Annotated in this window: 13 protein-coding genes; 1 reads left to right on the forward strand and 12 read right to left on the reverse strand. The window is 57.0% G+C overall.

Annotated elements, in window-relative coordinates:
* Positions 1-4: 4 nt before the first annotated feature.
* From D3H35_RS33455 to D3H35_RS10200, 7 genes are all read right to left on the reverse strand, one after another.
* A complete protein-coding gene (locus D3H35_RS33455; RefSeq protein WP_267901373.1) occupies positions 5-130 on the reverse strand; it encodes a hypothetical protein in 126 nt (41 codons plus the stop codon).
* Between the two features lie 115 nt (positions 131-245).
* The gene (locus D3H35_RS10175) at positions 246-752 is read right to left on the reverse strand and encodes a hypothetical protein (RefSeq protein ID WP_158594054.1); all 507 of its coding nucleotides are present in this window, start codon (positions 750-752) and stop codon (positions 246-248) included.
* 321 nt (positions 753-1,073) lie between these two features.
* Positions 1,074-3,755 carry a glycoside hydrolase family 78 protein gene (locus tag D3H35_RS10180; protein ID WP_119148991.1) on the reverse strand — a complete coding sequence of 894 codons (2,682 nt, stop codon included), beginning with the start codon at positions 3,753-3,755 and terminating at the stop codon, positions 1,074-1,076.
* Between the two features lie 123 nt (positions 3,756-3,878).
* Positions 3,879-5,384 (reverse strand): FGGY family carbohydrate kinase, encoded by a 1,506-nt coding sequence (locus D3H35_RS10185; RefSeq protein WP_119148993.1) that lies wholly within the window; start codon positions 5,382-5,384, stop codon positions 3,879-3,881.
* On the reverse strand, positions 5,381-6,334 hold the full coding sequence (locus D3H35_RS10190; protein ID WP_119148995.1) for a transketolase family protein: 954 nt from the start codon (positions 6,332-6,334) through the stop codon (positions 5,381-5,383). Before D3H35_RS10190 ends, D3H35_RS10185 begins: the two co-directional genes overlap by 4 nt.
* Entirely contained in the window at positions 6,327-7,196 is an 870-nt protein-coding gene (locus tag D3H35_RS10195; RefSeq protein WP_119148997.1) for a transketolase, read from the reverse strand. The genes D3H35_RS10190 and D3H35_RS10195 overlap by 8 nt, the downstream gene beginning before the upstream one ends.
* Before the next feature lies 1 nt (position 7,197).
* Positions 7,198-8,631 carry an L-fucose/L-arabinose isomerase family protein gene (locus D3H35_RS10200; RefSeq protein ID WP_119148998.1) on the reverse strand — a complete coding sequence of 478 codons (1,434 nt, stop codon included), beginning with the start codon at positions 8,629-8,631 and terminating at the stop codon, positions 7,198-7,200.
* Between the two features lie 246 nt (positions 8,632-8,877).
* On the opposite strand from D3H35_RS10200, the gene D3H35_RS10205 reads away from it, so the two are divergent.
* Positions 8,878-9,954: a LacI family DNA-binding transcriptional regulator gene (locus tag D3H35_RS10205; protein WP_119149000.1), complete on the forward strand. Its 1,077-nt coding sequence runs from the start codon at positions 8,878-8,880 to the stop codon at positions 9,952-9,954.
* Between the two features lie 155 nt (positions 9,955-10,109).
* Here D3H35_RS10205 and D3H35_RS10210 read toward each other — a convergent pair whose 3' ends face one another.
* The 5 genes from D3H35_RS10210 to D3H35_RS10225 form a co-directional block, all read right to left on the reverse strand.
* Positions 10,110-12,749 (reverse strand): SLC13 family permease, encoded by a 2,640-nt coding sequence (locus D3H35_RS10210; RefSeq protein ID WP_119149002.1) that lies wholly within the window; start codon positions 12,747-12,749, stop codon positions 10,110-10,112.
* 192 nt (positions 12,750-12,941) lie between these two features.
* Entirely contained in the window at positions 12,942-13,541 is a 600-nt protein-coding gene (locus tag D3H35_RS32230; protein ID WP_325050039.1) for an MFS transporter, read from the reverse strand.
* Complete coding sequence (locus D3H35_RS32235; RefSeq protein ID WP_233567856.1) at positions 13,442-14,239, reverse strand: MFS transporter; 798 nt, start codon at positions 14,237-14,239, stop codon at positions 13,442-13,444. The genes D3H35_RS32230 and D3H35_RS32235 overlap by 100 nt, the downstream gene beginning before the upstream one ends.
* 32 nt (positions 14,240-14,271) lie before the next feature.
* Entirely contained in the window at positions 14,272-15,813 is a 1,542-nt protein-coding gene (locus D3H35_RS10220; RefSeq protein ID WP_119149004.1) for a leucyl aminopeptidase, read from the reverse strand.
* A gap of 36 nt (positions 15,814-15,849) precedes the next feature.
* Positions 15,850-17,232, reverse strand: coding sequence for an ATP-binding protein (locus D3H35_RS10225; RefSeq protein ID WP_119149006.1), 1,383 nt, complete (start codon positions 17,230-17,232; stop codon positions 15,850-15,852).
* Positions 17,233-17,292: the final 60 nt, after the last annotated feature.

Genomic DNA, 17,292 nt, shown 5'->3' on the forward strand with positions numbered 1-17,292 from the left:
TCGCTCACTCTTCTTCCGATTGACGGATATAACCGAAAAACTTGGCGATTCCCAACGGGACGATTAACACAACGAACGCTTCCAACGCTTCTTTCCAATCGGGCATATACTCGGCGGCCAGATTCCACAATGGAAATCCCTCCCTCGGCATCGATCCCGCAAGCGAGTTCCGTTTTATTTTTTCCTGTCTATGGAAATTTATTACGAAATTTGCGAAAGCAAAAACGTCTGGCGTGTTATCGTCCCTAGCCCGGTTTCGCCCGCTTCGAGCGGCACGTTTGAACGAAGCCGATCCCACTGTGGCTCCAATCCAGCAGCCGACCTCCGAATGTATGGTACCTCGTCCCACTGTGGCTCCAATCCAGCAACCAATCGACGAATGTATGGTACCTCGTCCCACTGTTGCGCCAATCTCGCAGCCAATCGACGAATGTACGGTACCTCATCCCACTGTTGCGCCAATCCAGCAACCAATCGACGAATGTATGGTACCTCGTCCCACTGTTGCGCCAATCCAGCAGCCAATCGACGAATGTACGGTACCTCGTCCCACTGTTGCGCCAATCCAGCAACCAATCGACGAATGTATGGTACCTCGTCCCACTGTGGCGCCAATCCAGCAGCCAATCGACGAATGTAGGGTACCTCGTCCCACTGTTGCGCCAATCCAGCAACCAATCGACGAATGTGCGGTACCTCGTCCCACTGTTGCGCCAATCCAGCAGCCAATCGACGAATATACGGTACCTCATCCCACTGTGGTGATCTCGACCGCACTTCTCGCCAATTGTATGGTACCTCGTCCCACTGTGGCGCCAATCCAGCAGCCAATCGACGAATGTACGGTACCTCATCCCACTGTTGCGCTCTCGACCGCACTTTTCGCCGAAAGTATGGTACCTCGTCCCACTGTTGCGCCAATCCAGCAACCAATCGACGAATGTGCGGTACCTCATCCCACTGTGGCGATCTCGACCGTACACATTGAAAAAGGGCTGTTCCCAAAGGTCTTTGCAGACCTTTTGGGACAGCCCCTGCTTATTTTTCAACGGTGGTGCCAATATCCCCTTCGCTCAGATGCCGGGAGCGGTCTCGAAGACATACTCGCCCGAGCCTACGACAAAGCGCGACTCGCCGTACAATTCGCCCTCGTATGCCCAGCCGTCGCCGCTATCGCCAATGCCGGACACGGCAACGCCGTCCACGGTCGCGCGGACGCCGGGAACGTCAACGGCAGCCGTCGCGTTCGCCGGAACGACGACCCGCAGCCGGAAGCTGCCGTCGGGGCGCTTTTCCCATTCGGAGACGATCGTGCCGTAGAGCGACTCGTAGGATGCCGAAGCGCTCGTCACTCGTCCGCCCGGACGAGGGCGGACGACGGCATGCCGAAAGCCCGGACGGGCCGGATCGGCTTCGATGCCGCCCATGTAACGGAACATCCACTCGCCGACAGAGCCGAGGGAATAGTGGTTGAACGAGTTCATCGTCGGAGTCTGGAAGCCGTTATGCTCCGTCCAGCCGTCCCACCGCTCCCAGATCGTCGTCGCGCCGTGCTTGATCGAATACATCCACGACGGGAACTCCTCCTGCGTCAGAAGCCCGTAAGCAACGTCCAGCCGACCGTTGTCGGTCAGAGCGGGCAGCAAGTAGCCGACGCCGAGGAAGCCGGTCGACAGACGGTCGCCCTTCCTCGCGATATCGTCCGTTAAGTGCCCGATCGCGAGCTGTCGCAGCTCTTCGGTCAACAAGCCGAATTGCAGCGCGAGCACATATACCGTCTGCGTCTCTCCCTTGATGCGGCCGTCGCTGCCGACGAACGCCTTGCGGAAAGCCTCTGCAATGGATTGGAACAGCGACTCGTACTTCGCTTCGTCCTCAAGCTTGCCGAGCACGCCCGCTATTTGCGAGAACAGCTTCGTGCTATAAGCGAAGTAGGCGGTAGCGAGAACTTCATTCGGCGTATCGGCGCCGATCGACAGCCAGTCTCCGTAATTGGCGTAATCCGGACGGATGAGGTCGGCCGTCGTCTGCCTCAAATATTCAACCCAGCGTTCCATCGCGCCGTAGTGAGTTTCGAGAATGCGGGTATCCCCGTACATCAAATACAGCGTCCAAGGAATAACGACGCCCGCATCGCCCCAGCCCGCGTTGTCCGGCGCGAACCAGTTGAGCCTCGTGTTCCACATTTTGTGGCGAATCCAGCCTGCATCCGGAGCGACGTCCGTGAACGCCCCCGATGGCTGCTGACTGTCGATCATATCCCACATGAACTTGGTGAAAAATTGCGAGACGTCCATGTTGTACGAAGCCGTCCGGGCGAAAATTTGCGCATCTCCCGTCCATCCGAGCCGCTCATCGCGCTGCGGGCAGTCCGTTGGGACGGACAGGAAGTTGCCGCGTTGCCCCCACGTGATGTTGGAATACAGCTTGTTCACCATCGCGTCGTTCGTCTCCAGCGTCCCCGTGCGAGGCGTATCGGAATGAACGACCTTGCCCGCAATCGTGTGCAAATCCGGTTCGCCCGGATAGCCGACCAGCTCGACGTAACGGAAGCCGTGGAACGTGAAATGCGGCTCGTACCGCTCTTCCCCTTCGCCCTTCAGAATATAGTGCTCCTGCTGAACCGCGACGCGCAGATTATCCAGATAGAGCGTCCCGTCGGGATTGAGCATTTCCGCATGGCTCAGCGTAATTTTCGTTCCGCGCTCGCCCCGAACTTTCACTTCCGTCCAGCCGACCATATTTTGCCCCATATCGTAAATATAGGTTCCTTGCTCCGTGCGGCGGACAGATATCGGCTTCATCGTCTGGGTAATGCGTACCGGAGGCTCGACCATCGACACGAGAAGACCGTTATAGCCCGAGCGTACGTCCGGCGTCTCCCATTCCGAATCGTCGTAGCCGGGCCGATCCCAGCCTGTCAGTTCCTCTCTCGCATCGTACGTTTCTCCCAGAATCATGTCTGAATATTGCAAAGGGCCCCGAGCCGTTCTCCAGCTCGCGTCGGTCACGACGCTTTCTTTGGAGCCGTCCGCATACTCAAGATTGAGCTGCAAAAGAAAGAATGGACGCTCCCCGTAAACATGGTTGCCAAGGAATCCAACCGTTCCGCAATACCAGCCGTCTCCAAGGACGGCGCCGACGGCGTTATCCCCTTCCGTCAGAAGGTCCGTTACGTCGTAGGCTTGCACTTGCACGCGCTTGTCGTAATCGGTAAAACCGGGCGCGAACAGATCGCCGACCTTCTTGCCGTTTACATGGAACTCGTAGAGTCCAAGAGCCGTCGCATAAGCGGTCGCGCGAGCGACCTTGCCTTTGGCGGAGAACGCTTTGCGCAAGAACGGCGACGGCTGCATATCGGCATCAGGCTCTTTTTTTCGTCCGATCCACGAGCCTTTGTAAGCTTCCCGGCTCAGCAAGCCCATCGTCCAGAACGCGGTCTCGCTCCAGTCGGAAGCGCGGTCTTCGCCGTCCCACGCTTGCACTTTCCAATAGTAGCGGCCTTCCGCCTGGAGCTTCGCCCCTGCGTAAACGATATGTGCGGATTCGCCGGATAGCGTCTTCCCGCTGTCCCAGCAATCGCCTATGTTTTGAGCAAGCGCTTCCAGAGAAGTCGAGACGAGAATGCGGTAAGCGCTCTGACGTTCGCTGCGATCTTTCCCTGCCAGCCGCCAAAACAAGCGGGGCTCAAGCTCATCCAGCCCCAGCGGATTATCGCGATATTCGGTTCGAAGTTGTATCGGTTGTATCGGCATAATGTCAGTTCCTCCTGTTGCCGCTAATAGATCTAGCTTTTCTGCCTGTCTTCCAGTGTATACGTTGCCTTCACGGAACGGTAGACCCGGATTCTCCGGGCACTGCTGTTATGTCCAAGTCCGTCAGCCGTTCAAGTGATCTTCCGCCGCAAGCACGCCTTTGACGGCCGCTTGCCAGCCCCGGTCAAGGCGCGCCCGTTCGTCTGCGTTCATCTCCGGACGATAGATGCGGCGGCTGCGGTAAAAACGATTCAGCTCCGCCGCGCTATCCCATACGCCAAGCGCAAGGCCGCCCATGAACGCGGAGCCGAGCGCGGACAATTCCGCCGCTTCCGAGCAGACGACCTCCGCGTTAAGCAAATCGGCCTGGAACTGCATGAGCAGCTCGTTCGCGGATGCTCCGCCGTCGACGCGAAGCTCGCCGACCGGGATGCCGGTCTCGCGCTCCAGCAGTCGGACCGCATCCGCAACCTGATAAGCGATGCTCTCCACGGCGGCGCGCAGCAGGTGCCTCCGGCCGGTCGACCGGTTCATGCCGATAATCGCGGCCCTTGCTCGCGGATTCCAATGCGGCGCGCCGAGCCCCACGAAGGCGGGAACCAGGTAGACGCCGCCGGTATCGCCCGCTTCCGCGATATCCCGGTTCAGCTCGTCATAGCTTTGGAACAGCCCCATCTGATCGCGCGCCCAATTCAAGCAATCGCCCGTAGAGTGGATAATCGCTTCAACCGCGTATTCCACCCGTCCGAAAGCGCCCCAAGCAATCGCGGACACGAGTCCGCCTCCCGCCGCGGCCGGCTTGTCGCCGACGTGCATCAGCACAGACGTGCCGGTTCCGTACGTCCCTTTGGCCATGCCCGGCCGCAAGCATTGCTGGCCGAACAAGGCGGCTTGCGAATCGCCGATTACGCCGGCGATCGGCATCGGCGACGCGAATAGCCCGACGTCTTCGATGCAGCCGTAAATCCGGTCGCTCGGGTATACGTCCGGCAGCATGGAAATCGGCACTCCGAACAGCTCGGCAAGTTCTTCATCCCATTGCAGCGTATGAATATTGAACAATTGGGTACGGCTTGCGTTCGTATAATCGGTCGCGTGCACGCGGCCGCCGGTCAGCTTCCATATGAGCCAGCTGTCGATCGTGCCAGCGAGCAGCTCATCGTCCGATGCCCCGTCTTCGCGGTTATCGAGCAGCCAACGCCATTTGGCGGCGGAAAAATAAGGATCAAGCAGCAGCCCCGTCTTTTCCCGAATAAGCGGCTCATGGCCTTCCCGTCTCAGCTTGTCGCAAAAATCGGCCGTTCGGCGGCACTGCCACACAATCGCATTCGCGACAGGCAGCCCCGTGCGCCGATTCCAGACGACGGCCGTCTCGCGCTGGTTCGTAATCGTCACTCCTATGATCGATTCCTCGCCGACGTTCGCCTTCTCCATAACGTCTCTGATGACGGTCTTCACGTTGTCGTACAGCTCAATCGGGTCGTGCTCGACCCAACCGTCCCGGGGATAAATCTGCCGGTGAGGAACCCCGTGCCGATGGCGAATGCGCCCGTCGGCATCGGTCAGCACCGCTTTCGTACCCGCCGTGCTTTGATCGACGGTCAGCAGGAAGCGGTCGCCGCCGCTCATCCTTTTACAGCCTTCGCTTCCAGACGCTTGACCGCGATGTCTCGGACATTCTCGGACGTAATGCCGTAATGGGCGAAAATTTCGGACGTCTTGCCCGCAATCGCCGGTTCGTCCGGGATTCCGAGAATATGAACCGGAACGGGACAATGCTGCGACGTTACTTCCGCAACGGCCGCTCCGAGACCGCCGTGAACGCTATGCTCCTCCAGCGTGACGATCAGACCCGTCTCAACCGCGGCAGCGACGATCGCCTGCACGTCCAACGGCTTGATCGTATGCATGTTAAGAACGCGTGCGCGGATGCCGCGCTCTTCAAGCAGCTTCGCCGCGTCAAGCGCTACGCGGACGGTCTCTCCTGCCGCGATGATCGTCAAGTCGCCGCCTTCCTTCATTCGAACTGCTTGGCCGATTACGAATTCGTAATCCTCGGACTCGTACACATCCTCGACCGGATTGCGTCCGATACGGACGTAGGCTCCGCCTTCATACTGTACGAGAGCTTCCGTTAGCTTCTTTGTCTCGTGGCGGTCCGCCGGAACGACAACGGCAAGCCCCGGAATCGCGCGAGTAACCGCAAAATCCTGCAAAGAATGATGCGACATGCCGAGCGCGCCGTAGCTGACGCCGCCGCTAATGCCGACCAGCTTCACATTCGTGCCCGAGTACGCCACGTCGACTTTAATTTGCTCGATGCTGCGCATGCTCAGGAAGCAGGCGGGGGACGTGACGAACGGGATCTTGCCGCTATGCGCGAGACCCGCCGCTATGCCGACGATGTTCTGTTCGGCGATACCCGTTTCCACGAATTGCTCCGGGAACTTGTTAGCGAAAGGTCCCATTGCCGCCGACCCTCTGGAGTCGCTTGTCAGCACCATGATGTTCCGATCTTCTCCGGCCAATTCCAGCAGCTTTTCGCACATCGCCTGCCGATTCGGAATCGTATTAGCCATTCGTTCCACTCCCTTTCGCAGCTGTAGCTTCAAGCGCGGAAGCCGCAGCCGTCAATTCCTCGATAGCTTGCGCCAGCTCGGCGTCGTTCGGCACATGATGGTGCCACGCGGGCACGTTCTCGGCGAACGAAACGCCCTTGCCTTTTACCGTGTTGGCAATGACAAGAGTCGGCTTGCCTGGCTGCGCGGGAGCCGATTCGAACGTATGCAGCAGCTCGTCATAATCGTGACCGTCGATTGAAACGACGTTCCAGCCGAACGCCTCCCACTTGCTGTCGAGAGGGTCTAGCCCCATGACGTTTTCCGTCGTGCCGCTAATTTGCAGCCGATTGCGGTCGATAATGCCGACCAGATTGTCGAGCCGGTAATGCGCTCCCGCCATGGCCGCCTCCCAGACGGAGCCTTCCGCCTGCTCGCCGTCGCCCATGATGCAGAAGACGCGATAAGGACGATTGTCTTTTTTGGCCGCCAGAGCCATGCCGACCGATACGGACAAGCCATGGCCGAGCGCCCCGGTGTTCATCTCGATGCCCGGCACCTTGTTGTTCGGATGTCCGATCAGGCGCGTGCCGAATTGGCAGTAGGTGCTAAGCTCGGCTTTCGGAAAATAACCGAGATCGGCGAGAATGCACCACAGCGATTCGACCGAATGGCCTTTGCTGGCGATAAAACGGTCGCGATCCTCCCACTTGGGACGGGCGGGATCGTGACGCATAACGCCGTAATAAAGCGCCGTCAGCACGTCAGTGTTGCTTAACGAGCCTCCCGTATGGCCCATCTTGGCATCGTGGATAAGACGCAGCAAATCTTGACGGATTTGAATCGCCTTCAGCTTTAGCTCGGTTGCCGTTGCGTTTGCCATCTTACACACTTCCTCTCAGCCAGGCTTTGATTTGCGCTTCCGTCGGGTCGACCGGATCGGGCGTCAAGCCCGGAATATAGGAGCACGCTTCGTACAGCGCGGGAATAACGTTCGCATGAATGCCGACCGAATGATGGACATAAGGTCCTTTGACCAATTTTTCTTCCCACAGCGGCCAATCGTTAACTTCAACCCACACATAAGAGCCGCGGGTATAAGGGCCTTGAATGCCTTTCGCTTTGCCGAGGAACAGCGAATATTCGCCGTGGTCGCCGTCGAACCGGGCCAACGTCATATCGCCGCCGCGAATTTCGCCTTCGTGAGTTCCCGGAGCATGATCGTCAAAAAGGAAATGACGGCGCATCTTCGGCTTGTCCTCGACGGACAGCGATACCGGGAAGTTGCCGCAATGGAACAGCAGCTCTCCGTTCGGATTGTCGGGGTGGCGAATCGTAAGATCGGCGAAAAAGGTCGGAGCCTCGTTCATCGCGCCCGCCTGTACCATAACGGAAGTAATTGCGCCGTGAATATCGGTTTCGCAAGTAACCGGAATTTGCTCGTCCGTCAGAATCGCGTTGGCGAGGCAAGGCATAATGCCGATTGCATCCTGCAAAGCGGACCAGCATTGAATCGCGATCGCGGTGCTGCCCGACGCTTCGGCGTAGTTTTTCATCGCAACCTTCAGCGCGGCGACGCGGGTAACCGCTTCGGGCGGAACTTCGGCCATCACTTCGAGCTTGTTGTGAATGTAGGAGACCGCTTCTTTCAGCGCCGGGCCGTTTGCTTTTTCCACTTTTTTCGCGGCGTTCTGGATGTCGATGAGAGTGATCGGATAAAGCTCGATGCCGAACCGCTCCAGCAGCTCGCCCTCGTTGCACATCATCGTCCAGAACGAAGTCGGGCGAGGCCCGATTTGCAAAATGCGCAGCTTACGGAATTGGCGGACGACGTTGGCGGCGGCAACGAAATTTTTGAACCCTCTTTCGAAGACGAGGTCGTCGACGCGGCTGTTCGTCACGTATGTGAACGGCACGTTGAAGCGGCGCAAAACTTTGCCTGTCGCGAACAATCCGCATTGCGTGTCGCGGAGCCGCATGCCGTCTTCAAGAGGCGCCTCGTCGCGCGGTCCCCAAAGCAGCGTCGGCTTGCCGATCGCTTTCGCTACGCGAGCGACCGTGTCCTCGGTCCCGAAGTTGCAATGAGGGAAAAAGACCGCGTCTACATCCTCCTTGCGAAACCGGTCGACGATTTGATCTGCGCCGATGTGGTCGTCATAGAGCAAACCTTCTTCGTTCAGCCCTTCGAGGTCGACGATGTCGATGTCCATCCCGAACGATTCCATTTTCTCGCGAATAAGCACCTTGTACTTGAACGCATCGACTTCGCTGAATGTGAATCGCCGAGTCGGCGCGTAGCCGAGCTTCAACTTTTTCATATGGTTTCGCCCCCCATTTTACTAAACTAAACTAAAATATTTTCAATAAGTTAAGTGGTATCCTTCTTGTTTTTGATACTATCACCCCTTTTCCGTGTCGTCAATGCGATTTTTTATTAAAATTTAGTTGAATAATTGATTTTGTTTACTAAACAAATGCTAGGAATGGTTGCGAAAATAACTAAACGACTGTAAACTAAACGTAACTAAAGTTGAGTTTATTCGTTATGAACGGAGAGGCCTCCTATGAAAATGGAAGATATAGCGCGATTAGCCAACGTTTCGAAATCCGCCGTCTCCCTTGCGCTTAGCGGCAAGCCCGGCATCGGCGCCGAGACGCGCGAGCGGATCATTCAAATCGCGAACGAGCACGGTTACGAAGGGAAAGCGAAAGCGCCCGTCTCTGCGGACAAGCTTTCTCGTTCGCTGCTTTTTCTCGTATTCGCGAACTCCGGCATCGTGCTGGAGCATTATTATCAGCAGCCTTTTTTCCGGGAGCTCATTCATTACATCGAGGAACGTTGCCGCTCGAAGGGCTTCACGCTTCAATTCACCTCCGTCGACATGGAATCGATCGGTTCCATACCCGCCATCGTAGAGGAGAACCGCTCAAGCGGCGTGATTCTGCTAGGAACGAATTTGAGCAGGCAGCATATTGCGGATGTCGCCGAGAAGCTTCCTAGACTCGTCGTCCTGGATACCTGCTTCGAGACGCTGCCCGTCTCGTTCGTGGAAATCAACAACGCGATGGGCGCTTACCAGGCCGGAGCGTATTTATGCGGAATGGGCCATCGCGACATCGGTTACATCGCCTCGAATGTCCGCATTCATAACTTCGATGCGCGCAAGCAAGGCTTCGAAGCCGCTCTCCGAGAAAACGGCCTTGAGATTGCAAGCGAGCGAACGTTCGCGGTGGCGCCGACGATTCTTTCGTCGCAGGAAGCAATGAAGGAGCAGTTCGAGCGCTATTTGGCAACGTACGGCAAGCTGCCGACCGCCCTGTTCTGCGAATGCGACTACATCGCCATCAGCGCGTTGAAGACGCTGACCGAGCTCGGCCAGCGCGTGCCGGAGGACGTCTCCATCGTCGGCTTCGACAATATTTCGGAGGCGGTTATCGTATCGCCCGAGCTGACGACCGTCCACGTCGAAAAATCCAAGCTCGCCTACTCGGCGGTCGATCTGCTCGTCGAACAAATCGAGACGAACGCCGACGTCTCGGTTAAAACGCGAGTCGATACGAAGCTCGTCCAGCGCCTCTCCTGCCGCGCTCCCGGGCAGACCGCCCGCCCGACATACGAAAAACAGCCCGAACGCGCTTAATCGCGCGTCCGGGCTGTTTTTATGTTGCGACGTTGCTTCGTTTTCGATGAGATCCCTCGCCTCTAACCATGCTGGTACCTCATACCACTATTCGGCGCTCCAGCGTGACTTTCAGCGAATGTGCGGTACGGCGTACCATTTTCAAAGCGAAATAGCTAATGAATGAGTCCGAGCCACTTCCAGTAAGGAACGCTCACAATCGTGACCGCCAAGACAGCGAGCGCGTAGCCTAACGCGACCATGCGGCCTTGGCGATGGCTGAACGATTTCCCTTCGGAGCTGTAGTAGGCCGTCAAGTAAGTAGGCGACTGATACGAGAAAAAGAACGGATCCGTCGAAAGCAAAATAACGAACACGACAATCCAGGGATGAATGCCCGCCTGATCCGCGAGCGGAATAAGCGCGGTTACGAGCAGGATGACGGCCGGGTCGTCCCGTACGACCAGCGTAACCGCGAACGAAAGCAGGACGACTATGGCCAGGAACAGCATAGGCGACGAAATGAACATTCCCATATGATCGCCGAGAAAAGCCGACAAAGCATCGGCGATGCCAAGCTCTCCGGCCGCATTCGCAAAGCTGAAGGCGACCCCGAGAAACAACAGGAAGGTCCAGTCGATGCCCGACTTTAATGTGCGCGAGTCGAGAACTCCGCTAACGACCAGCACGGCGAACCCCGCAAACATAACCCAGGCGCTGTCGATGCCGTGAAGCGGCTCCAGCATCATGAGCAACACGCAGCCGACGACCGTCCCGATCGAGATTCGTTCTTCCGACGAAAGAGGCCCGAGCAGCCGGAGCTGTTCGTCCAGCACCTTCAAGGAAATGCCCTTTGTCGTCGAGACTCCCTTGAACATCATCCCCAGCACAGCCAGCATAACCGCCGCAAAGACGAAAAACGCAGGGAGCGCGTACAAAGCCCACTGAAGCCACGATACCGTCGAATGACCCGTGGCCAGCCCAAAAGCCATCACGTTCGTGTAAGACCCCGTCATAACGAAAGGGGCGGTAAACCCGTAAAAAATCATGGCGGTAAGGCCCAGTCCCGCCGCTCCTCGGCTGTTGTCCTTGAAGCCGAGCGACTCCGCCAGCGACCTCGCGATGGGAACCCCTAACGATACTTTTGCGGAGGAGGATGGGATGAGCGGATTAAGTACGATCGCACCGGCTACGATTCCGCTTATTTGCCCCCTATAGTGGGGAGGGAACCTTTTCAGAGCGTGCAAGGAGAGCCGATACAAGATACCCGACTTCGTAATGACGGCGCTGAGCGCCATAATGAAAATCATATAAAGCCACGTTGGCGAGGAAAAGCCGGACAACGCCGACTCCGGCTTCACGATGCCGAACAGCACCCATAGCATCGCCATCCCCAAGGCGACGATATAATCCGGTATGATGTTGACGATCCAGAGAATGACCCCCGCCAAACCGATCCCGATAAAATCCATAGCACCGCGCGATAATCCGGCAGGCTCCGGAAGAAAGTGAAAGAGCAGTATGCACCCAACGGCAAGCGCGACGGCAAGCCACCCCGTCCATGAGTTGGATTCGGCCAGCCGGTTCGCCTGAGCAGCGAGAAATTGGGTTCGGTTCGCGGCCAGCTTCCGTTTGGCGAGGCTGTAATGCCGCTCATCGTTCGTATCGGCGACTGCAGTCCCTTTCGAAGCGGAACCGGCAGCCTCCTCGGCCAAGCGCAAATATTCCATCGCTTGCTGCTTCCGATTCAAAATCCGGCAAAACCCCGATGCCCCCTCATAAAGAGCGACGAGCTCCGCCCCCTTGTAAGAAGAGCCGCTCCGACCGAGCGCGCTCTCGATAACAGCCAGCCCGAATTCAGACGAACGGCTGTCGTTCAAGCAGCTCGTTACAACTCTCTCCAGCACGCTATACCGGGAGACGAGCCAATCCGCCGGGCATCGCTTCAACGCACGCGCCAGCCGCGCTTCTTCAGCGCTCGTCAACGGGGAATGGAGCAGATCGAATGCCCGCAAAAACGCATCGAAATCCTTCAGCTCAACCGAAAGCGCCAGAGCTCCCTGCCAATCTCCTTCGGACTCATAAAAGGCGGCCGCTTCCTCCAGCCACGTCTTTTTCCGATCGTAACCGTACTTCTCGACGCCGTAATCCGAGAGCACCGGTCGTACTTCGCTTTTCAGTCGGATCCCTTCGGTCTCCCGATTCTCGTTCCTATTCTCAACATGAAGGAAATGCAAAAGATCAGGGTACTTCGACGTCGTCGAGACAAGGTTGTAGCCGAACCGCTCCAGCGCCAGCTTTTCGCTTATATACGGGAGCTTTTCGCACCATACGAGAAACTGCACCCATTCGTCCGGCAACTGTTCCAACTGCTGCCGGATCCATAAAACTTTGGACTCCTTGGAAGCTTGAAGGCTGTCGTTCGTTCGGATCAGCCGTTCGGACAATAAGCGTATGAAATACGCGGAAATTCCCGGCTGTTCCGCGACGAGCCAATCGAACGTCTCGCGATCGATCTTGTACAGCACCGAATCCGTAGACGCCACCGCTGTCGCCGACCGCGTCTCTCCGGTTAGAAGCGCCATCTCCCCAAGGCTTCCGCCTTCTTCCAAGCGAGCAAGCGAGTGACTTGTTCCGTCCGCTCGGGCGAACAGCTCCACTTCCCCGCTTTCGATCAAATACATGCTGTCACCGGCGTCGCCCTGCTCGAACAGGACGGCACCCGGAGCCAGACTCAGCTTGTCCATTTTTCCGAGCAGCTTCGACAGCTCGAGATTGGAAAGTCCTTTGAACATTTCGATTTCGGTTAATTTCACTGGAGGACATTCCCCTTGCTCCTGATGATTACTCCATTATACAAAATGCGGAAGCTATCGTCCCTAACCCGCGCAAAAAAGCCCCCTTTCGGAGGCTTATCCATATGGCTTCGCTTCTAGATCATCTGGCAAGCAGTCTCGATACTTCCGATTCAAGCTTTAACAGTTCTTCCACCGTCCTCCGCTTTTATATCACGCTCCATGAGTCGATTGGCAGCCGCTCCTCTTGCGGAATACGATCGGCGCCGCCCCAAGCGCCAGCACGAGCATCGCCAGTCCCGTCAATGCCGTAAGCCCGTAGCGCTGCACCCATTCCGGACCGCCTTCCGCTTGCCCGTACAGCCAGCCGCCGATGACCGGGCCGAAAAATCCGGCAAGACCGGTCAACGCCGAAAACACCGCTACGTACATCGGTCGTTCGGACTTCGGCGAATCCCCAATCAGAAAGTTGAATACGAGCAGGTTATACCCCGCTTGTCCAAAGCCGAGCAGAATGTGGACGACGATCAGCACCGCAAGCGCGGGCAACGCCGCCATGCCGACCCATGCGAAGCAGGAGGCGGCTATAAGCGGGAACGTCCACAAGAGCAGCGTTTGACTCTCGTAACGACCGTTCAACACTCCCCAGTAATAATAGCTGATCATCATGACGATGTTTTGCAGCATAATGATCAAAGTCACTTCGGAGGCGTTCATATCCAGTATGCTGAGCATGACATAGGAAAAAAGCGGAACGGCGATATTTTGCACCAAAATGAACGACGCGATGAAGAAGGTAGCGGAGCGGAACATCCGGTCGGCGAACGGCTTGAGAAGCATGGAAAAGGACGGCCCGCCGGCCGCCGGCTCGAACGGCGGATTCGGATACCGCAACAAGAGCCATCCGTTCCACAGGACGCATGCTCCGCTGACGGCGAACAGCACGACGAATCCTCGGCGCCCGGCAGCCATTCCATGATCTGGCCTCCGGCGAGCAGCGTAAAGCAGATGACTGCCCAACTATTCATATTGCGAATGCCGAAATATTTGCCCCGAATGGACGGCGGAACGACATCGGCCATCAGCGAGGTCCATATAATCCCCGCAGCTTGGCCGCTGGCCATCGACAACAGCCAAAGCGCGATATAGATCGGAACCCACGAATCCTCGGGAAAGAACAAGGGAATAAGTCCGGTCGCCACCCATAACGAGCGGTGGACGACAGCGAATAGAGTAATGTAAAATCGTCGATCCTGCCATTTTTGCATGGCGAACGCAATGGCGATTTGAATAAGAAGCGTGAACGGAGGAATAGCCAGCACGAGACCGATATGAAAGGCGCTGAAGCCCAAATAGGTCAAGTACAGCGTTTGCAACGGACCTCCGAGCAAATTGGCCAAAATGCTTGCCGGCAATCCTTCCAACAGCGAAATGCGCAGACTTCTGCGGCTTGCGGATTCCTTGGCGCGGATTTCCGTCATTTGACGGATAGCGTGCAAGTAACGGTTCATTGGTGTTCCCCCATAAGATGCGAATGAAAATGTTACGCTCCCGCCAATGCCTCGGATTCCAAATATTCAATTAGAGTTCTGACCATAACTCCCGTACCGCCGGCCGGCTCCAAATCCCGGTCGCTCCACATCCATGCGGTGCCGCCGATGTCCAGATGGATCCATGGGCGATCCTCCGCGAACGCGCCTACGAACAAGCCTCCGAAAATCGCACCGCCCCACTTCGAGCCCATGTTTTTCAAATCGGCTACGTCGCTCCGCAGTGCCTTTCGGTACTCGGGATGCGCAGGAAGCTGCCACAAGTATTCCCCGGCGCGCCGCGATGCCAGGTCAAGCTGTGACAGCCACGTATCGTCGTTCGTGACAGCGCCCGTAGTGACGTCTCCAAGGGCTACCATGACAGCGCCGGTCAAAGTCGCGATGTCAATCAATCGCGTCGCACCCGCTCGGATCGCGGTCGTCAAGCCGTCGGCCAGGACGAGACGGCCCTCTGCATCCGTGTTCAACACCTCGACCGTCTGGCCCGAGTACATGCGAATGACGTCCCCCGGCTTGAAGGCGTTGCCCGACGGCATATTCTCGGCTGCGGGAATAACAGCGGTTACATTGACAGCCAGCTTGCGCTCGGCAACCGCCCGCATAACGCCGAGTACAGCCGCGGCGCCTCCCATGTCGGAGATCATCTCTTCCATGCCTTCCGGCTTCTTCAAGGAAATGCCGCCCGTGTCGAACGTAACTCCTTTGCCGATCAACCCAATCGTCTCCGTGGAATTCGGCGCTCCCTTATGGCGAAGCACGATCATTCTCGGAGGATTGACGCTGCCTTGACCGACGGCAAGCAAGCCGCCCATTCCTTCGGCCGCAGCCTCGATCTCGTCGTAAATCCGGCACTCGAGTCCGAAGCGCTCCGCCAGCGATTCCGCTTCTTCCGCGAGAGTTGCAGGCGTCAGCCTGTTGCCCGGCAAGTTCGTCAGCTCGCGGGCGTAACAGACCGCATCGGCAGTCTTGACGCCGCGTTCGAATCCGCGACTCCAAGCATCCGCGCTCTCGCCATTTTCCAGATCGAAAAAAAGCTTTGGCGAAGGCAGCTTCCTCCCCTCCGCGGAACGGCTGTCTCTCCGGTAGCTGGCGAGCAGCAGCCCCTCCGCGACGGCCGATGCGGCTTCCGGGACGGTCCCGTCGAAAGCGTCAGCCGTAAGCGCTGCAGGGATGACCCACGTTGCCGACTCCGCCTTGAGTCCGGCCAATGCCTTTCCGACCGCCCCGGCCGCAAGGCGAAGCTCACGAATTCCGAACGATGCGGCTCCGCGCCCGGCAGCGATTACGTAAGCTTCCGGCAATAAGCCGAGCGAAGGCAGCATCGCCGTCTCCCCGGCGTTCGCGCCAAAAGATCCGCGACGAAACAAGTCGCGGAGCGCGCCGTCAAGCGCAGGGTGTACCCAAACGCCTGTGCCTTTCATATCCTCGGGACTCGCAAATACGATTGTTGCCTCGGCAATTGGCCCGTTGCCGCGCGCAGCTTCCACGTCCGCTCTCGCCACCGACCATTCGACCTGCCATCCTGACCATTCCATGACATCACACCCAATGCCTTATGTTTTACCCCGATTCTACTCCTTGATATCGGTATAAGGCAAATAGATCATGAACTCCGTCCCTTCGTTAGGAACGCTGTCTACGTGAATAATCCCCCCATGGTTATTAATGATTCGATAACTGACCGAAAGCCCGAGTCCCGTCCCGTCGTCTTTTGTCGTGAAAAAAGGATCGAACAGCCGGTTTAACGTCGTACGCTCCATCCCTTTGCCGTTGTCCCTGATGGAAATAAGAGCGTACCTTCCCTCTCTGCGCGCGGAAATATCGATTCGTCCGCGACGGCCGTCCCCGGTTTCCTCTATCGCTTCCATTGCATTTTTCATAATGTTGAGGAGAACCTGCTTGATTTGCTTCACGTCGATCCCGATCGTTACGTACGGGTCGAAAATTTCACAATGAAGCTCGCACCCCTTCATATGGGCTTCGCTCTCCAGCAGCAAAATCGTCTCCTTGATCAGAAGGCCGACCAGAACCGTCTGTTTCATCGGAGCGGAAGGCTTTGATGAGTTCAAAAATTCATAAATAATATCGTTCGCTCTGTCGATTTCCGAGAGGATGATTCGGGCGTAATCCTGCTTGCCGATTTCCTTCAAATAGGGGGAAAGCAGCTGGATAAAGCCCCGAATGGAAGTGAGGGGGTTCCGGATTTCATGCGCAATGGCTGCGGCGATTTTGCCGAGCATGGCCAGCTTGTCGTTCTGGAAAGCCGTCTGCTCGATCTGCTTGTATTCGGACACATCCTTCACGCTGATCAGATAATCGCCGTCCAGTTCGTCGATCCGGGATATGCTTACGAGCAGAAATTTGCCGTGGACGTTCTGAAATTCGCCGTGAAAACGGCGGTACAGCACCATTTCCTTGAACATTCGCAGAAACATTTTTCGAGTGTGGCTTTTCAAATGGGGATGGAAAAAAAGCTGCCGAAGCGTACAGCCGATTAACGAACGACGCGGAACCTGCAGCAGCTTGGACATCTGAACGTTCAAAAACCGCAAATTGCCCGCGCTGTCGAACAGTGCGATACCGCTGTCCATATGCTGAAGAACCGTCTCGAACTTATTCGGCGCCGACTCCTCGAGCGGAACGGAATTAAGAGCCGCGATTCGAAGACGATCGGCTTCAGGCTGTTCGCGCGCCACCGCCACTTCCGGCATCCGGATCGCAAACAAGATATCGGTAATAAACAGAAGAGACCGGTGAACCAATGTCATCCGGTCTTCGGGCTCCGCATACGAAAGCAAGAATCGCACAGTCTCGTCATGATGCTCCACAATGTCCTTCGTGGGCACATCCTTCAATTCCCGACGCAAATCCACCGTCTCGGCATAAGCGTCGTTGCCGCCGGACCGAACGAACTCCGCTAAAATAGGGGTATAGCGTGTCCTCCATGCCACCATGGATCGACCCCTCCCGTCCATACAATGCGTATGTATCTGTTGAAAAACAAGATAATCATA

This window comes from Cohnella faecalis (assembly GCF_003570905.1).
In the GTDB taxonomy this organism is placed as follows: Bacteria; Bacillota; Bacilli; order Paenibacillales; family Paenibacillaceae; genus Cohnella; species Cohnella faecalis.